A 17,980-nucleotide genomic window follows, 5' to 3' on the forward strand; every position below is an offset into this window, starting at 1 on the left:
GCAGGTCCTCGCCATCGCTCCACCCTCACTCGGCCGCATGATCGCAGACTCCCCACCCGCACTCCGGCGTGTACTCACGGTCTCCCCGCCTTCACCCGAGCGCGGGATCATCGCCGTCTCCCCGCCATCACCCGCGCACCGGGCCCGGGGTGGGCGGTGACGACGGATCGGGTGCAGGGCAGCAGGTTCAGGGCCGCGGCTACCCGTTCGGCGTCGCGGCGGGCGCACAGTACCTTGACGTTCGGTCCGGCATCGGCGGTGATGTATGCCGGAATTCCGCTGCGGCGCAGCTCGATCACCCGGTCCATGACGGTCAGCGAAGCGGGCGAGAGGTAGCGCACCGCCGGGCGGGCCGCGAGCATGGTCGCGTGCATGCCCAGCGCATTGCGCTCGGCGATCTCCCCCACCGCGACCAGGTCGCCGCGGTCGATGGCCTGGCACATATCGGCGATATCGGAGGTGCTGGACATGGCCCACCCCCAGTACAGCGGCGAGGTCGCCACCGTGTGCCGCATGGCTTCCCGGCTCGACACGGACTTCGGGCCGTCCTCCACCACCGCCACCACGAGCGCCGGATCCAGGGCGCCGCCGTCGACCGGCTCGGCGTAGGACGCCCGGTCGGCCGCATCGCCGTTCCCGCTCCCGGCCCGCCAGCGGGCGAAGCCGCCGAAGATCGATCGGCTGGCCGAGCCCGAGCCGCGGCGCGCCAGCCGCGACAGCGCCGCCGCGTCCAGCTCGAGGTCGAAGACCCGCGCCGCGGCGGTGGCGAGCGCGGCGAATCCGGCGGCCGACGAGGCCAGCCCCGCGCCGGTCGGCACCGTGTTGCGGGTGCCGACGCAGACCCGTTCGGTGCGGCCGCTCGCCGCGCGGACCAGATCGAGGAATCCGGTGATCCGTTCGCGCACAGCGCCTTCGGCCGGAACGCCGTCGAGGAATACGACATCGGCGTCGGCATCCGACAGCGGCCGCACCGTGGTGGTGGTCGGGTAGATGTCGAGGGTCATCGAGAGGCTGTCGGTGGTCGGCAGGACCAGTTTCTCGTCCCGCTTACCCCAGTACTTGATCAGCGCGATATTGGGGTGCGCCACCGCGGTGACCCACTGGTTCTCGGTCACGATCGGGGTCATATCCGGCTCCCTCGGTACTCCATCGAACGGCTGGCGTGCGACATCGTCCAGGTGGCGACGGCTCCGCCGCGGCCCAGCCGCACGGCGACCTCCGCGGCCCGCTCGGGGCCCTCCGCCACGGCGAGCAGGCACCCTCCGGAGCCGCCGCCGGTGACCTTCGCGCCGCACGCGCCGGCCTGCAGCGCCACCTGCACGAGATGGTCGAGATGTGCGGTGCTGAGCCCCAGATCGCCCAGCAGCCAGTGGTTTTCGGTCATCTTCGTGCCCAGGCCCCGGACATCGCCGCACTCGATATCGGTCAGCGCCGACCGCGTGATATCCGTGATCGCGGTAACGAAGCGACGCTGCTCCGCCGGTTCCCGCTCGAAGCGGCGCCGCAGCCGGGACACGGAATCCTTTGTGCTGCTGGAGGTCCCGCTGTCGGCGACGACGAAGACCGTCTCCGGGCCGATCGACAACGGCGCGGCCACGCCGTCGCGGAACAGGATCGGTACCGTCGACGCCGTCGCGGCGGTGTCCACCCCGCTCGGCGTGCCGTGCGCCACCCGTTCGGCGGATTGCACCAGGTCGAACCCGGTCTGCGCATCCAGCTCGCGATCGAACAGATCGGCCAGCGCGACCGCGACCGCCCGCCCGCACGCCGCACTCGAACCCAGTCCGCGAGCCGGCGGTATCGGGCAGTCGACGACCAGGTCGATCCCGCAGTCGCCGATCCCGAAGGCGCGCAAGGTATTCGACACCAGCGTCTGCAGTCCGGCGTCGGCCGGTTCCCGCAGCGCCGACGTCCCGGCGCCCGGCTCCACCTCGGAGAAGGTCACCCGGCACCCGCTCTCGCTCGGCGACCGGGTCGCGCTGACATGCACCGCCAGCTCCGGCACCGGCGCCGCGATCGCGGGAGCGCCGTACACCACCGCGTGCTCGCCGAACACGATGACCTTCGCGTGCGCCCGGCCGGATCCCAGCCGCCGCTCCTGCTCCCGCGTCATCGCGCACCCTCCGCGACCCGCGCGGGCACGAAGGCCGCCTCCGCACCCAGCGCGCTCGGCGCGGGCTCCGGCGGTGTCGGGCGGCTCACCGACCACGGCGACCCGCCCTCGGCGCGGATCTGCCGGTACAGCAGCACGCCGTAGAGCACATCCAGCACGAGCACGAAACAGCCCATCACCCAGATGATGTGGCTGTGCGGGTACAGCGAGATCGACATCACCGAGCCGACCAGCGTGCCGGCGCCCTTGAAGAAGGCCACGTACATCGACTGCCCGATCGACGACTTGCGCCGGTACAGCAGCATCAGGAAGGCCGGGCTCATGAAGCAGTTCGCGACCAGACCCGTGTAGGCGCCGTAGAAGTCGCCGATGTCCAGCGTGATCGAGCCCAGCATGATCGCGGCGAACACCGTCGCGAACGCCACGACCAACCGGAACCTCTTCTGCCCCAGCGCGGGATGGTCCTTTGCGCCGTATTTGAGCACGTGCGTCATCAGGAACACGTCCAGCAGCAGCCAGGCGAGATTGAACGGCCGCTGCCATTCGGCCTGATAGAGCACGAAGGTGTAGTTGAACTCCCAGCCGAAGTTGATGGCGACCGCGAGCGGCGGGATCGCGCACCAGCGATCGATGCGCGCGCGGTGGATGGCGAACACATAGGCGGTCAGCCACAGTGCTCCGATGGTGCAGATCAGCGCGTAGTAGTACCAGTCCGGCAGGTCCACCCCGTCGAGGGCGATGCGTTTGGCCTGCTCATTGCCGAAAATCGGTGGCGGTAGGAACATCTCGGGTCACTCCCGGTTCGTGCGTGCGCGGATGTCAGGTCCAGCGGCCGGTGCCCAGTCCGGCGTCGGTGCCGACCAGGCGCTCCCGCAGCAGTTGGCGGCGGACCTTCCAGGTCGCGGTGCGGGGCAGGTCCTCCCAGGGCACGATCCGCGGCCGGTCCAGTTCCGGCAGACCCGTTGTCGCGGCCCGCCATTCGGCCTCGGACGGCGGCTCGCCGTCGACGCACAGCACCGGCAGCGGCAGCGCGCCGGGGACGGCCAGCACGATCACCTCGGAGGTGCGGTCGAGCCGGTCGAGCAGGGTGCTCTCCAGTTCGATACAGCTCATTCCGGGGATCATGTCGACCTCACGGTCGATCAGCCGGTACCGGCCGAATCCCTCACGGACGCCGAGATCGCCGGTGTTCCACCACTTTCCGGTCATCTTGGCCTGATGCCGATCGGATTCGCCCAGATAGTCCAGGCAACGGATCGGGGTCTTCACCATGACGATCCCGGGATCGCCGCGGCGCGCGGACCGGCCCGTGTCGGGGTCCACGACGCGCACCCCGACCAGCGTCGGCCAGCCGATGTTCAGCTCCCGGCTCCCGCCCGCTCCCTCGCGAACCGTGCGCCGGGTGCAGATATTGGCGAAGACGCCGCCGACCTCGGACTGGCACAATCCCCACGCCCAGACCGGGAACCGGCGTCGCGAGGCACCGAGGAACTTGCGGACCGTGCGCGGGTGGATCGCGTCGAAGGTGGTCGCGTACCGCCGCACCTGGGCGAACAGCTCCGGCCGCCGGTCGGCGAGCGGCTCCCAGCGCTGGAAGACGTTCGGCACCGATTCGATCGAGGTCGCCGGAAACCGCTCGAACATGCTCTCCGCGTTGGGAATCGAGGTGTCGGTGACCACCACGATCTCGCGCGGGCCCCGGGTCAGCTGCGCCTGCGTCCACGACATCGTCCGCACGTGCGCGAACGGCAGCGATACCGCGACCACGTCGCGGGCATTGGGCGCGATGAACGGCACCGGCGCGGATTCGAGCCGGTACGGCAGCGCACCGAGCGCGGTATAGGACGAATTCACCACGAGTTTCGGCACCCCGGTGGTGCCCGAGGTGTGCGTGACGACCATGGGCTCGTCGGGCGCGGAGATGCGCACCGGAACGTCCGGCGCCCCACGGAGTTCGGACAGCGGCACCGCGCGCTCCGGCACACTCTCACCGCCGGCGCCGACCGCGACGACGCGGCTGACACCGGCGGTCAGGTCGATCCCCTCGGCGGCCGCGCGGGCGAGCACCGTCGTGCCCGCCACGACGAGCGCGGGGCGGACGCGCTCGATCATCGCCCGGATCGACGACACCGCGATACCGGCCGACAGCAGCACCGGCAGCGCACCGAACCGTGCCGCCGCCGCGGCCAGCAGTGTGATGTCGTAGTGGTTGTCCTTCACGATCACCACCCGGTCGCCGTGCCGCGCCCCGGCCGCGTGCAGGGCCGCGGCGAGCGCGCTGACCTCGGCGGCCAGCGCCTCGACGTCGAGGCTGGTCCCGCCGCCGGGGGCGGTGTCCAGTGGGCGGTCCAGCCGCATCACGGTGCGGCCGGAACGTTCGGCGCTCCACTCGAAGATCAAGCCGAGGTGGTGCGGAGAACGCCGGGACCTGGCGGTGGGTGCGTGCGTCATCGGAAATCAGAACCTTCCCTGTGTGATACCGAGATGGACTGCGGGAATGAGTAATCCGGCGAAGCCGAGGTTGTAGGCGACGATCCCGAGCCGCCGGGCCCGCAACCACTGGCCGCCGAGCGGGCCGACCACCAGCTGGCGCGCGTGCACGACGACCACGGGCGCCGCCGTCAGCGCCGTCCACCAGGGCCACCCGCCGAGGCCGACGAGCAGCCCGATCAGCACCACCGAGATCGCGAAGAACGCCACCATCGCCGTCTTGACGACCACCGGCGGGGCCGCGGCCGCGAGCGTGCGCCGCCCGACGCGGCGGTCACCGTCCGCATCGTTGACATTGGAGTAGCTGCTCACCATCACCAGCCACAGCCCGAGCAGCAGCGCCACCAGCACCGCGGGCGCGCTCCAGCGCTGCTCGATCGCGAGGTACGGCGCGAGCAGCCCGGCGGCGGTCCCGGCGCACAGCAGCGTCTCCGCTCCCCCGAGGTGGTAGCTGAACCGCAGCCCGGCCGAATACTGCACGCTCGCAAGCCCTCCCACGAAGTACAGCAGGTAGGCGGCGAGCGGGACGTCCCAGTCCAGCGCCTGGAACGCACCGAGCCCGGCCACCACGGCCAAGCATGCGGCGAAGACCACGTAGGCGGTGGCTTCCGCCTCGGTGACCAGTCCCGACAGCAGCGGCTTCATCCGCGGATCGCGCAGTTTCCCGCTGCTGCTGTAGTTCCGGCCATCGCTGCCGTTGCGGTAGCCGACCAGGTCGTCGAGCGCGACGGTGCAGGTGACGATGCCGACCGTGCCCAGCAGGAACAGCAGGATCGCGGCGGTGGCGCCCGGCCGGGTCGCGGCCGCGGGCGTGAGCAGCAGCCAGGCCAGCAGCCATCCGAAGTAGTTCTGGTACATGAAAAGCTTGGACAGCCAGAACAATCCGGTGATCCGGTCGCCGGTGGAGCGGACCTGCGTGGCGCTCATGAGGACCGCCCGCTTCCGGTCAGCGACGGCCGCTCACCCGCCGCCGAGGCGCGGTGCGCGTGGACCAGCGCGTTGGCCTTGAGCAGCATTTCCCGATATTCCTCGTCCGGATCGGAGTCCAGGACGATGGCGCCGCCCACGCCGACGGTCCACTCGCCGTCGGCGAGCACGCCGGTCCGGATGACGATATTGAGATCGGCGGTGCCGTTGCAGGCCAGGAATCCGATTGTGCCCGAGTAGATCCCGCGCGCCTCGTGTTCGAGCGAGTCGATGATCTCCATCGTGCGCAGCTTCGGCGCACCGGTCATCGAGCCGCCCGGGAACGACGCCCGAATACAGTCCAGCGCACTCGTGCCCGTGCGCAGCCGCCCGCGGATCGTCGAAACCAGCTGGTGCACCGTCGAATACGTTTCGACGGCCATGAGCCGGGGCACGGTCACACTGCCGATCTCGCAGACCCGGCCGAGGTCGTTGCGCAGCAGGTCGACGATCATCAGGTTCTCGGCGCGGGTCTTGCTGCTGTGCGCCAGCTCGAGCCGGTTGCGTTCGTCGGCGTCGGCCGTCGCGGCGCGCGGTGCGGTCCCCTTGATCGGTTTCGCCTCGACGACACCGTTGCCGTCGATCTTCAGGTACCGCTCCGGAGACGAGCAGGCGACCTCGAAGTCGGCGAAGTTGAGATAGGCCGCGTACGGGGCCGGATTGTTGCGGCGCAACTGCCGGTAGAAATCCAGGCCCGACGCGGCCTTCGGAAACTTCAGCTGGTTGGTCAGGCAGATCTCGTAGCTCTCGCCGTCGAGCAGTCGCTGCTTGCAGATCTCGATATCGCGCAGGTACTGCCCGCGCGGGCGCACCAGCCGCCGTTCGACCAGGGCGGGGTCGACCGTCGCGCCGCCCGTCCGCTCCGCGGCGGTCGCGACGGGCGCGCAGGCCAGCGCCTGCTCGGTGGCCGCCAGCCAGTCGGCCGCGGCCGATTCGACCTCGTCGCTGCCGTCGCCCAGGCACAGCAGGTAGGTCTCGCCCGCCTCGTGGTCGACGACCACCATGCGATCGGCGAACTGCCAGCAGGCATCCGGCTGCGGGGACCGGTAGCGGCCGCGCTGGCCGAAGTCGCCGCGCAGTTCGTACCCGAAGTACCCCACGTAGCCGCCGGAGAAGTCGAAAGGCAGTGCGGGAGCGTCGATCTGCCGATTCCGCAGCTCGCGCTCGAGGTAGTCGGCGACGTTGCCCGCCACGTGCCGGCCGCCGTGCCGGTCGGAGATCCGCACCTCGCCGTCGCCGACCCGGTAGGCCACGAATTCGGCCAGCGGCCCGGAATCGTCACCGAGGAAACTGAATCGGGCCAGCCCGGGTTCCACATGCGAGCTGTCGAGCCAGAACGACCGGCGGGAGCCGCCGAACAGCTCGGTGAACACCGCCTCGGTGTCCACCTCCCCGGCCAGCTTGCGCACGTGCAGGCGATAGCGGTGGGCGGCGACCGTCGGCGCGCTGCCGTTTCCGGCGCCCACCGCGACCGGCCTGCCGTTGGGCCGCGACCGGTACTCGGCCGACAGGTCCCGGAAGTTGGCCAGCAGCTCGCGGCCGAAGCGGGTCTCGATGGATTCCGGGTGGAACTGCACGCCGAACAACGGCCGATCCCGGTGGCGCAGGCCCATATTGACGCCGTCCTCGGCCCACGCCGTGGCCTCCAGGTGCGGCGGCAGCGGCTCGGTGACGCACAGCGAGTGGTAGCGCACCGCGGTGAAGCCCTGCGGGATGTTCCGGAACAGCCCGTCGCCGTCGTGCGCGACCCGGGTCAGGTGGCCGTGGCGCGCCCGCGGCGCATGCTCGACCTGCGCGCCGCAGGACAGGGCGATGCCCTGATGGCCGAGGCAGACGCCGAGCACCGGCACACCGGCGTCGGCGACCACCGCGGAACCGATGCCGAAATCGCCCGGATTGCCCGGGTGGCCCGGCCCCGGCGAGATGACGACGTTGTCGAACTCGCTCAGGTCCAGCTGCCCCGACGGCACCAAATCGTGTGTGAGCACCACCGGCGGCTCGCCGTTCACCAGGGCGAGCAGCTGGAAGAGGTTGTAGGTGTAGGAGTCGTAGTTGTCGATCAGCAATGTCCGCATCGGCGAAGGCCTTTCGCGATCAGGCAGGTCCATGCGTGGGTCGAGCAGGGTCCATGCGAGTCAGATGAGCAGCGGGCGACGCGAGCGGCCGGTGTATTCCTCGGCGAAGCTGCGGGCCGCCGCGTCCGAATCCACCAGCCGCCGCAGCTGCGCGCGCTGCACACCGGCCTGGAACTCGGTGCGGCCCGGAAAGCGGTGCAGCAGTTCGGTCATCGAGGCCGAGAACGCCTGCGCGGTCCACGCGCGGCGCAGGCAGTCGTCGGAATAGGAGGCCAGCAGGTCCTCGCGGCCGTCGCGGTAGCGGGCCGCGAGCGCCTCGGCGAGCGATTCGGCATCGGCGACAGCGAGATTGAGCCCCTTGGCCGCGCTGGGCGGCACGATATGCGCCGCGTCCCCGGCGAGGAAGGTGCGGCCGACGCGCACCGGGTCGACGACGACACCGCGCATCCGCGTGATGCCGCGGTCGATGATCGGGCCCTCGGCCACCGGTGCCGCATCGATCGCCTCGAGCCGTCGCCGCAGCTCCTGCCAGATCCGCTCGTCGGGCCAATTGCCGACCTCATCGTCGGCGTCGACCTGCAGATACGCCCGCGTCACGGTCGGCGACCGCATGCTCAGCAGGGCGAAGCCGCGCTCGTGCGGCGCGTAGATCAGCTCGGTCCCGCACGGCCGGGCCTGCGCCAGGATGCCCAGCCACGCAAAGGGATACGACTGTTCGAGGACCGAGACGGCGCCGTCGGGGAGGCTGCGCCGCGTCACCCCGTGCGAACCGTCGCACCCCGCCAGGTAGTCGGCGGTGATCTCGACCTCGGTGCCGTCGACCGTGCAGTGCACCCGCGGTCGCTCGACCAGCCCGGACAGCCGGACGTCCTCGACACCGAAGTGCAGCCGCCCGCCGGACGCGACCCGGGCGGCGATGAGGTCCTTGACGATCTCCTGCTGCCCGTAGATCCAGGTCGGCTCGCCGACGAGCTCGTCGGTCGGTACCCGGTGCCGCCGCCCGGCGAACCGAAATTCGACGCCGCCGTGCCGGATCGCATTGCGCTCCAGGCGATCCGCGACACCCGCGGCACGCAGCACATCGACGGTGTGCTGTTCCAGCAGGCCCGCGCGGGTGCGGTTCTCCACATACTCGCGGCTGCGCGCCTCGAGGACGAGGCAGTCCACGCCGGACCGGTCGAGCAGCTGCGCCAGCAGCAGGCCCGCGGGCCCGGCGCCGACGACGACCACGGCAACATTCTCGTGACGCACGGGTGCCCCTAGCGGTCCCGGTAGGCGACCTGGCGCGCCATGGCCGCCAGCTCGTCGCGCCACCGCGGGGCGAGGGGCGCGCGATCGAGGGCATCGCAGCCCTGCTCGACCAGGCGGCCGATCGCCGCCTCGATCTCGTCGCGAATTCCCTGCTCCTGGAACACGGTCCGGATCTCGGCGAGATCGGGCTGCGGCGCCGTCACCAGCTCGTGCACGCGCGGGTCGCGCTGGGTCGCCAGCGCCATCAGCAGCGTCATCTTGTGGCGTTCCAGGTCGAGCCCGGCGGGTTTGCCCGTGGTCTCGGCGTCGCCGAACACATCGATCAGGTCGTCGCGCAGCTGGAAGGCCTGGCCGACGCTGACCCCGTACTCCTCGAAGGCCCCCGCCAGATCCGGGCGACCGGCCACCACCGCGCCCACCGCCAGCGGCCGGTGGATGGTGTAGTGCCCGGACTTGAGCACGGCGATCCACCGCGACAGCTCCGGATCGGTCGCCAGCTCGGCGGCCGCCCGCACGTCCATGTACTGGCCGAAGATGAGCTCGGCGCGCAGTTCCGCCCACAGCCGGTCCAGCTCGGCGGAGATGCCGGACATGAACCGGTCGGAGTACACCAGGGCGAGGTCGCCCGCCAGAATGGCCACCGCCTCGCCGAAGCGCCAGGACGGGCCGTGCCACTGCCGGGCGGCGTGCTCGGCCTCGTAACGCACGTGCGCGGTGGGGGCGCCGCGCCGCTGCGCGGATTCGTCGACGACGTCGTCGTGAATGAGTGCGCAGGCGTGCAGCAGCTCCAGCGCGATGGCGGCGTCCACTATCCGGGTGTCGTCCGCATCGCCGCCCGCCGCCAGGTATCCGCTGACGCAGAACGCCGGGCGAATGCGTTTGCCGCCGGCCGCGACCAGCTCGTAGACCGCGTCCAGCGGGGCGGTGACCTTCGAATTCCGGTCCACCCAGGCCGCACGCTCCCCGGCCAGGAATTCCCGCATCCGTTCCTCAGCGAGCCGCACGAGATTTTCCCGGTGCTCGACAGCCGATCGATCCTCGATTACATCGACAGTCATTTCAACCACTTCACTGGGTGAGATTCATACTGAATGACATTGATAAAACAGGGATCCGCATCGATGTGCGCCCCTTAATTCGATTCAAACGGTAGCAGCGGACGAGCCCCGACGAGAACAGAAGAATTATCGGTACTCCCGAGGTTGCCTCGAACAGGTTCACCCGGCATACTCCACCGCGGCCGTGCGCAGAAACTCCTCCAGCTCGGCCACCAGCGGACCGGCGCCGTCGGCCAGTTTCTCGGCGGCCGCTGTCGGCCGTACGCCGCGGGGTCCGCGCAGGAAAAGCTGATGTCCCAGCGCCTTTTCCAGGCTGCGCAGCTGGGCCGTCACCGTGGGTTGCGACAGGCCGATTTCGAGGGCCGCCTTATTGATCGAACCCAGACGATAGACGGCCAGGAATATTCGTAATTGCTCGATACTAGGACGTGTCATGATTTATCGCTCCCGAGAAATTCATGAGCCGTTCACCAGCGCAACAGCGAGAGTCCGACCGACATACCGCCGCCGAAGCCCGCCAGCAGCACGAGCTCGCCGGGATTCAGCGCGCCGCGGCGGGCGGCGACGTCGAGCGTGATCGGAATGGATGCCGCGCCGGTATTTCCGTAGTCGACGAGTGTCCGGTGGACGACGGCCTCGGGGAGATCCAGTTCCGCGATCAGGTCGTCGAGGAGCACCCCGTTGGCCTGGTGCGGGACCAGGTGGGCGATATCCGAGGGGCCGACGGCGCTGTCGTGCAGGAACTGTTTCACCAGGCGCGGCAGGTTCCGGACGACGAACTCCCGCACGGCGCGGCCGTTCATCGTGAAGTAGTGCCGCCCGGAGTCCCACGCCGCCGGTGCGCCCGGCTCACGGCTGCCACCGGCGGGGACACAGATCAGATCGCCCAGTTCGCCGAAGGTGTGCAGGGCGGATCCCGAGACTCCGCGGCCGCCGGTCGCCGGGCCCAGCACCACCGCACCGGCGCCGTCGCCGAACAGGATGACCGTCTTCCGGTCGCCGGGATCGAGGATCCGCGAATAGATGTCGGCGCCGATCACCAGGCCGTACCCGCCGGAGCGGGCGAGCATCGACTCCGCCGCGGCCAGTGCGAAGACGAACCCGCTGCACACCGCGTTGGTGTCGAAGGCGCCGGCGTAGCGTGCGCCGAGCCGATGCTGGACGTATGCCGCGGTCGGCGGTTGTGGGCGATCCGGCGTGGAGGTGGCGACGACGATCACCGACAGTTCCGCGGCATCGATGCCGGCGGAGTCGAGGGCCCGGCGCGCCGCGGCCGTGGCGAGATCGGAGGTGGCCTGCTCCGGGTGGGCCCAGCGCCGGTGCCGGATCGCGGTCTTGCGCACGATCCAGGCGTCGCCGACGCCGGCATGCACGCCCGCCTCGGTATTGGTGACCACCCGGTCGGGCAGATAGGACCCGGTGCCGAGCACCGCCACCGCGGCCGATTCCCGGGAGCGGTTCGGACGGACAGCGTGTACGCCGCCGCATTCCTCGTGCGGAGCCGGATCGGCCACGGCACATCCGCAATAACAGGTAGTGTTGGTTTCCGACGCAGCGATACTTTGCACAAGACACCCCAATCCAGCGTCGACCCCGGTCGACAAAGATTCTATTCTTGCGAAGTTTTATTCTTGCGAAGCAAGATTTTCCGGCGCTGCCGCGCGCACATGGAGATCGGCCGCCTATGCCCGATCCGAACAATCCGCAGCCGACGTCGGATGAATGAGATCGACGACGGCTCTCGGTCTTATCCCCGGTCCAGAACCGCTGAATTTACTGACGCCCCCTGGTCCGATCGGCCAGGGATTCTCCGTATCAAATCCCCGAGCGCACCCAGGATAACAAACCGATCACCGGGCCGCTACCGGAGACCATTCCTTCGGTCGGCTATCGAAATCGATCGACCGGCCATAGCCCCTACATTCCGGGGCTGGACACAAGATCGACTCACAGGGCCGCACATCGACCTGTGAAATAAATGGTTCCCGGAGACAACAAAGGGCCCGCGATTCACCATTCGTGAATCGCGGACCGCGGTGTTTTCCTATTCCTTTGTTGCCGTTTACCTCGCGCCCGCGCGCTCCGCCGCGGCCGCCTCGCCACCCGGTTCGGATCGCACCGACTCACCCTCGTGGAATCCGATCCGCCCGTACAGCCGCCGCAGCGGGCCGGGCGCCCACCACACGAAGTTCCGGCTGATCTGCATCGTCGCGGGCAGCAGCGCGCCACGGATGAGCGTCGCGTCCATCAGCACCACCAGCGGCAGGCCCAGGCCGTACGCCTTCACCATCGAGATGTCCGACACCAGGAAGGCGAGGAAGACCAGGGAGATCAAAACCGCTGCGGCGGTGACGATCCGGCCGATCCGCGCCAGCCCGGAGGCGACCGCCTCGGTGGTCGACCCCGTGCGCTCGTACTCCTCGCGGATGCGCGAGAGCATGAACACCTGGTAGTCCATCGCCAGGCCGAACGCCAGCGCGAACAGCATCACCGGAATGGTCGAGACCGTGGTTCCGGTGGGCGTGAAGCCCAGCAGCGACGCCAGGTGCCCGTCCTGGAAGATCCAGACCAGCGCGCCGAAGGCGGCGGTGATGCTCAGCGAACTGAGCAGCAGCGCCAGGAACGGCAGCACGACACTGCTGGTCAGCAGGAACAGCACGATCACCATGGTGACGCCGACCGTCAGCAGGACCAGCGGAATCTTCTGCTGCAGCACCTCGGTGGTGTCCACGTTCATCGCCGCGGCGCCGCCGACCAGCACGGGGAAGGGCGACGGCGCGGCCCGCAGATCCTCCACCAGTCCGGTCGACGCGCCCACGCCGGGATCGGGCACCACCGAGTAGTACGCACTGTCGCCGCGGGCGAACCGCTCGAACGCCGCACCCTCGGCCACCCGGGCGCCGTCGGCGTAACTCCCGGCGGGCGAATCGACCCGGGCGACATCGGGCAGCTGCGACAGCTGGGCGGCATAGACCGCGACATCGCCTGTCCGCCCGCCGGTTTCGGGGACCACGACCGGCACCGCGTTCTGCTCACCGGCATCGAAATTCTCCCGGATCTCGGTCGCCACCTGCCGGGCCGCCGAGCTTTCGCCCATGATCCGCTCGTCGGGCATGCCGAGCTTGATGCTCAGCGCGGGCAGGCCCAGCAGCACCAGCACCGCGGCCACGGCCAGCGCGATCGGGATCGGGCGACGCATCACGAAGGTCGCCAACCGGTGCCAGAAACCGTTGTCCCCCACCGTGATCGACCGCTTCAGCACCCGGCCGGATTCGATCCGCCTGCCGAGCAGGGCCAGCACGGCGGGCAGCACCGTCACCGCCGCCCCGGCCGACAGCAAGGCCGTCGCGATACCGCTGTAGGCGATCGAGCGCACCGCGCCGAGCGGGATCCACACCAGGCTCGCGAGGCAGAACGACACGATGATCGCGGAGAAGACCGCCGTGCGGCCCGCCGAGGTCATCACCACCCGGATGGCGTCGGAGACGTCGCGGCCCGCGTGGATCTCCTCGCGATACCGGTTCACCACCAGCAGGCTGTAGTCGATCGCCAGGCCCAGGCCCAGCAGGCTGGCCACGCTGATCGCGAACACCGACAGGTCGGTCAGGCTCGCCAGCACCCAGAGCACCCCGAGCTGCACCAGGGTCGCGACCAGCGCGACGAGCAGCGGCATGGTCGCCGCCACGACGCTGCCGAACACCAGCACCAGCACGATGAGCGTGATCGGGAACGCGATCATCTCGCCGCGGGTGGCGTCCTCCTGGCCCTGCTCGTTCATCTCCTTCTGGAACATGGCGTTGCCGCCGACCTCGACGCGCACGCCGTCCTGTTCGGAGACGTAGGCGGGCGCCAGATCGTTGAGCCGCCCGGCCACCGCGCTCTCGTCACCCTCGATCGTCGCGAGGATCACCGCCTGCTTCCCGTCCTGGCTGCGCAGCTGCGGAGCGTGCGAGGTCCAGTACGAAACCACATTGGCCACACCGGATTCCGCGGCCAGCCGGGTGCCGATCTGCTCACCCTGCGCCGCCGCGCGCGGATCGTCGACGCCGGACGGAGTCTCGACGAGCAGTGTCAGGTTCGGCGGCCGTTCGCCGAAGGTCTGTTCCAGTACCGCCGCGGCGCGGTTGGCCTCGCCGTCGGTCCGGTAGAACCCGCCGCTGGACAGCTTGCCGAACAATGTGGCACTCGCCACGCCACCCAGCAGGGCCAGGAGGAGGGCGCCCGCCAGCACCGGTTTCCGGTACCGCAGAATCACCTCTGCCAGATATTTCATCACCAGTTCCTTGTGTCGAGCCTGCCGATGGAGTCGAGCCGTGGGCCCGCGGACAACGGGTCTCGTCGCCGGGGTTCCGGTGTGAGGCCCTACTCATGGGAGATCTGGGGACACGCAACTGTGACATCATGGGTTCGTGGTCGATGTCACACCGCCTGTCACAGCGACCCTCGAGGATGCGACGAGGGATTTCGAGGCGCATCGCAAGCTGCTGTTCTCGATGGCCTACAACATGCTCGGGTCGGTCGCCGACGTCGAGGACGTGCTCCAGGAGACCTGGCTGGCATGGTCCGCGACCGAGCGGGCCGCCGTGGACAACCCCCGCGCGTACCTGGTGCGGATCGCGGTCAACACCGCGCTGGCCCGGCTGAAGCGGGCCCGCCGCGATCGCGAGGCCTATCGCGGCCTGTGGCTGCCCGACCCCGTCGCCGACGACTCCGACCACACGATCCGCTCCGAAACCGCTTCCTACGCAATGATGGTCGTGCTCGAGGCGCTCACACCGCTGGAGCGGGCGGTGTTCGTCCTGCAGGAGGCGTTCGGCTACAGCCACCCGGAGATCGCCGACATTCTCGGCCGCACCCACGAGTCGGTCCGGCAGCTGGCCCATCGCGCCAAGGTGCACATTCGCGACCGGCGCGGGTACTACCGCACCGATCCGGCCACCCAGCGGGTGGCGACGGAACGCTTCCTCGACGCGGCCCTGGGCGGTGACCTCAACGCCCTGCTCGCGGTGCTGGCCCCGGACGTGGCGATGTGGACCGACGGCGGCGGCCGCAAGGGCACGGCCCGGCGGGTGGTCACCGGCCGCGACCGCATCCTTCGCCTGATCTCCTCGGGTTTCCGCACGCTCGCCGAACTGTCCGCCCGGATCGTCGACCTCAACGGCGCCCCCGCCGCCATCGTCCGGCGCGACGGAGCCGAGTTCGCGGCCCTGATCCTCGACCTGGACCCCGACGGAACCGTCCGCACGATCTACACCGTCGTCAACCCGGACAAGCTCCACGGCCTGACCCCGACCACCTACGCCCAGAGCTGACCCGCCCGGTCACCGTCAGCCACGCTCACATCCCTCACATCCAGCACACTCACGTCCCCACATCCAGCACACTCACTCCCCTATCTCCAGCACGCTCACTCCCCTATCTCCAGCACGCTCACTCCCCTATCTCCAGCACGCTCACTCCTCTATTTCCGGCATGCTTTTGGCCGGAATCCACAGGTGACGGCCATGGACTCCGGCCAAAAGCGTGCCGGAATGACAGTGGCGAGCGTGCCGGAATGACAGTGCCGAGTGGCGAACCTCTGCCCGTCCGTGCCCGGCGGGGTGAGTCCCGTGCGGCGTTAGAGTGCAGGGAATCTGGATCGACGAGAGCAGGCGGATGCACGAAGCACAGCTCGCGGCCAACGACGCGATGTACTACTACTTCACACGCTCGGGCCGCCGCAGCGACTGGCCGATGTGGTGGGTCTTCGACAACGCGGGCGGTACCCCGGCGTCGGCCGACCTCGTCCGCTACGTCACCGATCGAGCCGAGGCGCTGGAACCGCTGCGCCGCAGGATTCACGAGGTGCCCGCCGGGCTCGGCCATCCGTTCTGGGAAGTCGACGACAGCCCGGTCGAGAACCACGTGACCGTCCATTCCGAAAACCTGGACTGGGCAGCATGTCTCGACCGGATGGGCAGGGTCCTGGAGCAACCGCTGGACGCCCGGGTCAATGCGTGGCAGCTGCATATCTTCGCCGATGTCTCCGGGATTCCGACGCTGACCGGCACGGGAACCGTCGTCATGATTCATGTGAGTCATGCGCTGATGGCGGGCCCGGCCATGACGTCCCTGTCGGAAGCCCTGTTCGCGCCGGGGAAGCCGCCGCTGGAGATCGAGGGACTCGGGCCCGCCGCGCGGCGCCCACCGGTACGGCTCGCGGCCGTCCGGGGTGCGCTGGGCTGGCCGGTTCGGTTGCTGCGCTTCGTCGCCGGTGTCCGGGCGGAGAACCGGCGCATCGCCCGCGAAGGCGACGAGGGCGGGCCGAACCTGACGCCGCGCACCGCGACGATCCTCAACCAGCGCATCAGCCCCGGCCGCGCCGTGCGGACCTTCCCCGTCGACCTGCGAACCGTGCGGGTTCCGGGAACCACCGTGACGGCCGTCGGCCTGACCGCGGTATCCCAGGCGATGCAGCGATATCTGGACAAGCGCGGCGAGGCGTGCCCGGACGATCTCGCGGCATTCGTGACCATCGCGGTGCCCGGTGCGACGGTGATGGGCGTCAACCGGGTCGGCGCCGACGTGGTCGACCTGCACCCGGCAACGAGCGATCCGGCCGAGCGGGCCCAGGCGGTCGACGGCACCCTGCGCGTCCGTCGCGCCTCCGCCACCAGCCGCCGCGAACTCGAGCGCCTGGGGCTGGTCGACATGCTGCCAAGCCGCATGTACCGCGCCGCGCACGGCACGCTGCCGCCCCCCGAATCGGCGCCGCCCACCGTCGCGCACACGGTCCTGACCAGCATCCGATGCGAGCCGAGCGCCGAATGGTCGTTGCTGGACAAGCCCTTTCGGTTCGCGGGCATGCTCCCGCCGGTCTATCCGGACATCGGCCTGGCCCACTCCTTCGTGGGAGCGGGCGACAGCTTCGCGGTATCGGTGGTCTGCGATCCGGCCCTCGTCGACGACATCGACGGCTACTGCGACATCCTCCAGGAGGCATTCGACTCCGTCGCCGCCGCGCTCACCGACTCGCGGTAAGTCAGACTCCCCCGCGCCACCGGCGGTACGGGGAAGCCCCTACCCGCGGCATCCGAGCTAGGCGCATCCCGGCCACGTTCGGTCTCCCCACACACCGCCTGCCGGGACCGGGCTCCTCGTCCGTCAGCCCGCCGGCACCGCGGCCAGGAACTCCCGGATGGCCGGTGCCACGGCGTCGGCGAGATCGTCGGCCGTGCGCATCTCGGCGCCGAAACCCGGGCCGAGCCGGGCGTCCGGCAGGATCCGCGCCAATTCCCGCGCCAACGCCGTGGGATGGCGCTGGTCGATGCCCGGGAAGAGCAGGACGGGCGCCGCGATGGCCGCGAGTTCGGCGGGGCTGCGGAAGCTGCGGTCCCGGCCGATCGCGGCGGCCGCGGCGATACTCGCCGGATCGCTGCGCGGAATCGCCTCGCGGACAAGCGTTTCGATCACCGGCGCCAGCTCCGGCAGGATCGGCGCCCACGCCGCCTCGATGCCCGCCGCGGTCACGGTGGCAGCGAAGGCGTCCATCATCGCCGTCTCGGCCCGCTTCGCCGCGTCGTCCTCGATGTCTTCGACGCTGATCAGAATCCCCGCGGTGAACCGGTCCGGACGGGCGAGCAGCGCCCGCGCCGCGACGGTCGCCCCGAGTCCCGTGCCGCCGACGACGGCGCGCTCGGTTCCGAGATGGTCGAGCAGCGCCACCACGTCCTCGGCATAGCGCGCCCAGGTGTGGCGGGCCGGGTCCGCGCACCGGGACATGCCGTAGCCGCGGACGTCGGGCAGCACCACGCGGCAGCGGTCGGCCAGCCGGTCGGCCAGCGGTAGCAGGCTGCGATGGTCCGGCCCGCCGCCGTGCATCAGGACGACGTCGGGTCCGGCGTTGCCCACCGTTGACGCGGACAGCGGCCAGCCGTCATGACCGGAATAGCGGAACACGGGTCCTCCCAGAGTCGTCGATGCTGCTCAGCGTAGGGACGGGGACCGGGTTGCCGCTTCCGTCGAAACGCCACACCATGTCGGCAATC

General features: G+C 69.9%; 14 protein-coding genes. 2 read left to right on the plus strand and 12 right to left on the minus strand.

Annotated elements, in window-relative coordinates; translation table 11 throughout:
* Positions 1-107 precede the first annotated feature (107 nt).
* The 11 genes from mvaD to NM1_RS25745 all read right to left on the minus strand — a co-directional run bounded on the left by mvaD (position 108) and on the right by NM1_RS25745 (position 14,226).
* Positions 108-1,127 (minus strand): diphosphomevalonate decarboxylase, encoded by a 1,020-nt coding sequence (gene mvaD, locus NM1_RS25695; RefSeq protein ID WP_068024883.1) that lies wholly within the window; start codon positions 1,125-1,127, stop codon positions 108-110.
* A complete protein-coding gene (gene mvk, locus NM1_RS43110; protein ID WP_068024886.1) occupies positions 1,124-2,113 on the minus strand; it encodes a mevalonate kinase in 990 nt (329 codons plus the stop codon). The genes mvaD and mvk overlap by 4 nt, the downstream gene beginning before the upstream one ends.
* Complete coding sequence (locus NM1_RS43115; RefSeq protein ID WP_068024889.1) at positions 2,110-2,898, minus strand: transmembrane-type terpene cyclase; 789 nt, start codon at positions 2,896-2,898, stop codon at positions 2,110-2,112. Before NM1_RS43115 ends, mvk begins: the two co-directional genes overlap by 4 nt.
* A gap of 34 nt (positions 2,899-2,932) precedes the next feature.
* Positions 2,933-4,564 carry a class I adenylate-forming enzyme family protein gene (locus tag NM1_RS25710; RefSeq protein ID WP_068024892.1) on the minus strand — a complete coding sequence of 544 codons (1,632 nt, stop codon included), beginning with the start codon at positions 4,562-4,564 and terminating at the stop codon, positions 2,933-2,935.
* Between the two features lie 6 nt (positions 4,565-4,570).
* Complete coding sequence (locus NM1_RS25715; RefSeq protein WP_068024895.1) at positions 4,571-5,530, minus strand: UbiA family prenyltransferase; 960 nt, start codon at positions 5,528-5,530, stop codon at positions 4,571-4,573.
* On the minus strand, positions 5,527-7,644 hold the full coding sequence (pabB, locus tag NM1_RS25720; RefSeq protein ID WP_068024898.1) for an aminodeoxychorismate synthase component I: 2,118 nt from the start codon (positions 7,642-7,644) through the stop codon (positions 5,527-5,529). Before pabB ends, NM1_RS25715 begins: the two co-directional genes overlap by 4 nt.
* Before the next feature lie 60 nt (positions 7,645-7,704).
* Positions 7,705-8,895 (minus strand): 4-hydroxybenzoate 3-monooxygenase, encoded by a 1,191-nt coding sequence (locus NM1_RS25725; protein ID WP_068024900.1) that lies wholly within the window; start codon positions 8,893-8,895, stop codon positions 7,705-7,707.
* An 8-nt stretch (positions 8,896-8,903) separates the two neighbouring features.
* Complete coding sequence (locus NM1_RS25730; protein WP_068024903.1) at positions 8,904-9,953, minus strand: polyprenyl synthetase family protein; 1,050 nt, start codon at positions 9,951-9,953, stop codon at positions 8,904-8,906.
* A 159-nt stretch (positions 9,954-10,112) separates the two neighbouring features.
* Positions 10,113-10,388 carry a LysR family transcriptional regulator gene (locus tag NM1_RS25735; protein ID WP_068024906.1) on the minus strand — a complete coding sequence of 92 codons (276 nt, stop codon included), beginning with the start codon at positions 10,386-10,388 and terminating at the stop codon, positions 10,113-10,115.
* Positions 10,389-10,420: 32 nt separating this feature from the next.
* Entirely contained in the window at positions 10,421-11,467 is a 1,047-nt protein-coding gene (locus tag NM1_RS25740) for a 3-oxoacyl-ACP synthase III family protein (protein ID WP_084520023.1), read from the minus strand.
* Positions 11,468-12,015: 548 nt separating this feature from the next.
* Positions 12,016-14,226 (minus strand): MMPL family transporter, encoded by a 2,211-nt coding sequence (locus NM1_RS25745; RefSeq protein WP_084520024.1) that lies wholly within the window; start codon positions 14,224-14,226, stop codon positions 12,016-12,018.
* Between the two features lie 136 nt (positions 14,227-14,362).
* Here NM1_RS25745 and sigJ point away from each other — a divergent pair, with 136 nt between their 5' ends.
* Both sigJ and NM1_RS25755 read left to right on the plus strand, forming a co-directional pair.
* Positions 14,363-15,265 (plus strand): RNA polymerase sigma factor SigJ, encoded by a 903-nt coding sequence (gene sigJ, locus NM1_RS25750; RefSeq protein WP_068024909.1) that lies wholly within the window; start codon positions 14,363-14,365, stop codon positions 15,263-15,265.
* Between the two features lie 343 nt (positions 15,266-15,608).
* Positions 15,609-16,973, plus strand: a complete 1,365-nt coding sequence (locus NM1_RS25755; RefSeq protein WP_068024911.1) for a wax ester/triacylglycerol synthase domain-containing protein — start codon at positions 15,609-15,611, stop codon at positions 16,971-16,973.
* Positions 16,974-17,096: 123 nt separating this feature from the next.
* Here the strand turns inward: NM1_RS25755 and NM1_RS25760 are convergent, their stop codons facing one another.
* Entirely contained in the window at positions 17,097-17,891 is a 795-nt protein-coding gene (locus NM1_RS25760) for an alpha/beta fold hydrolase (RefSeq protein WP_068024914.1), read from the minus strand.
* Positions 17,892-17,980 lie beyond the last annotated feature (89 nt).

It is taken from the genome of Nocardia mexicana NBRC 108244, assembly GCF_001613165.1.
GTDB classification, from domain to species: Bacteria; Actinomycetota; Actinomycetes; order Mycobacteriales; family Mycobacteriaceae; genus Nocardia; species Nocardia mexicana.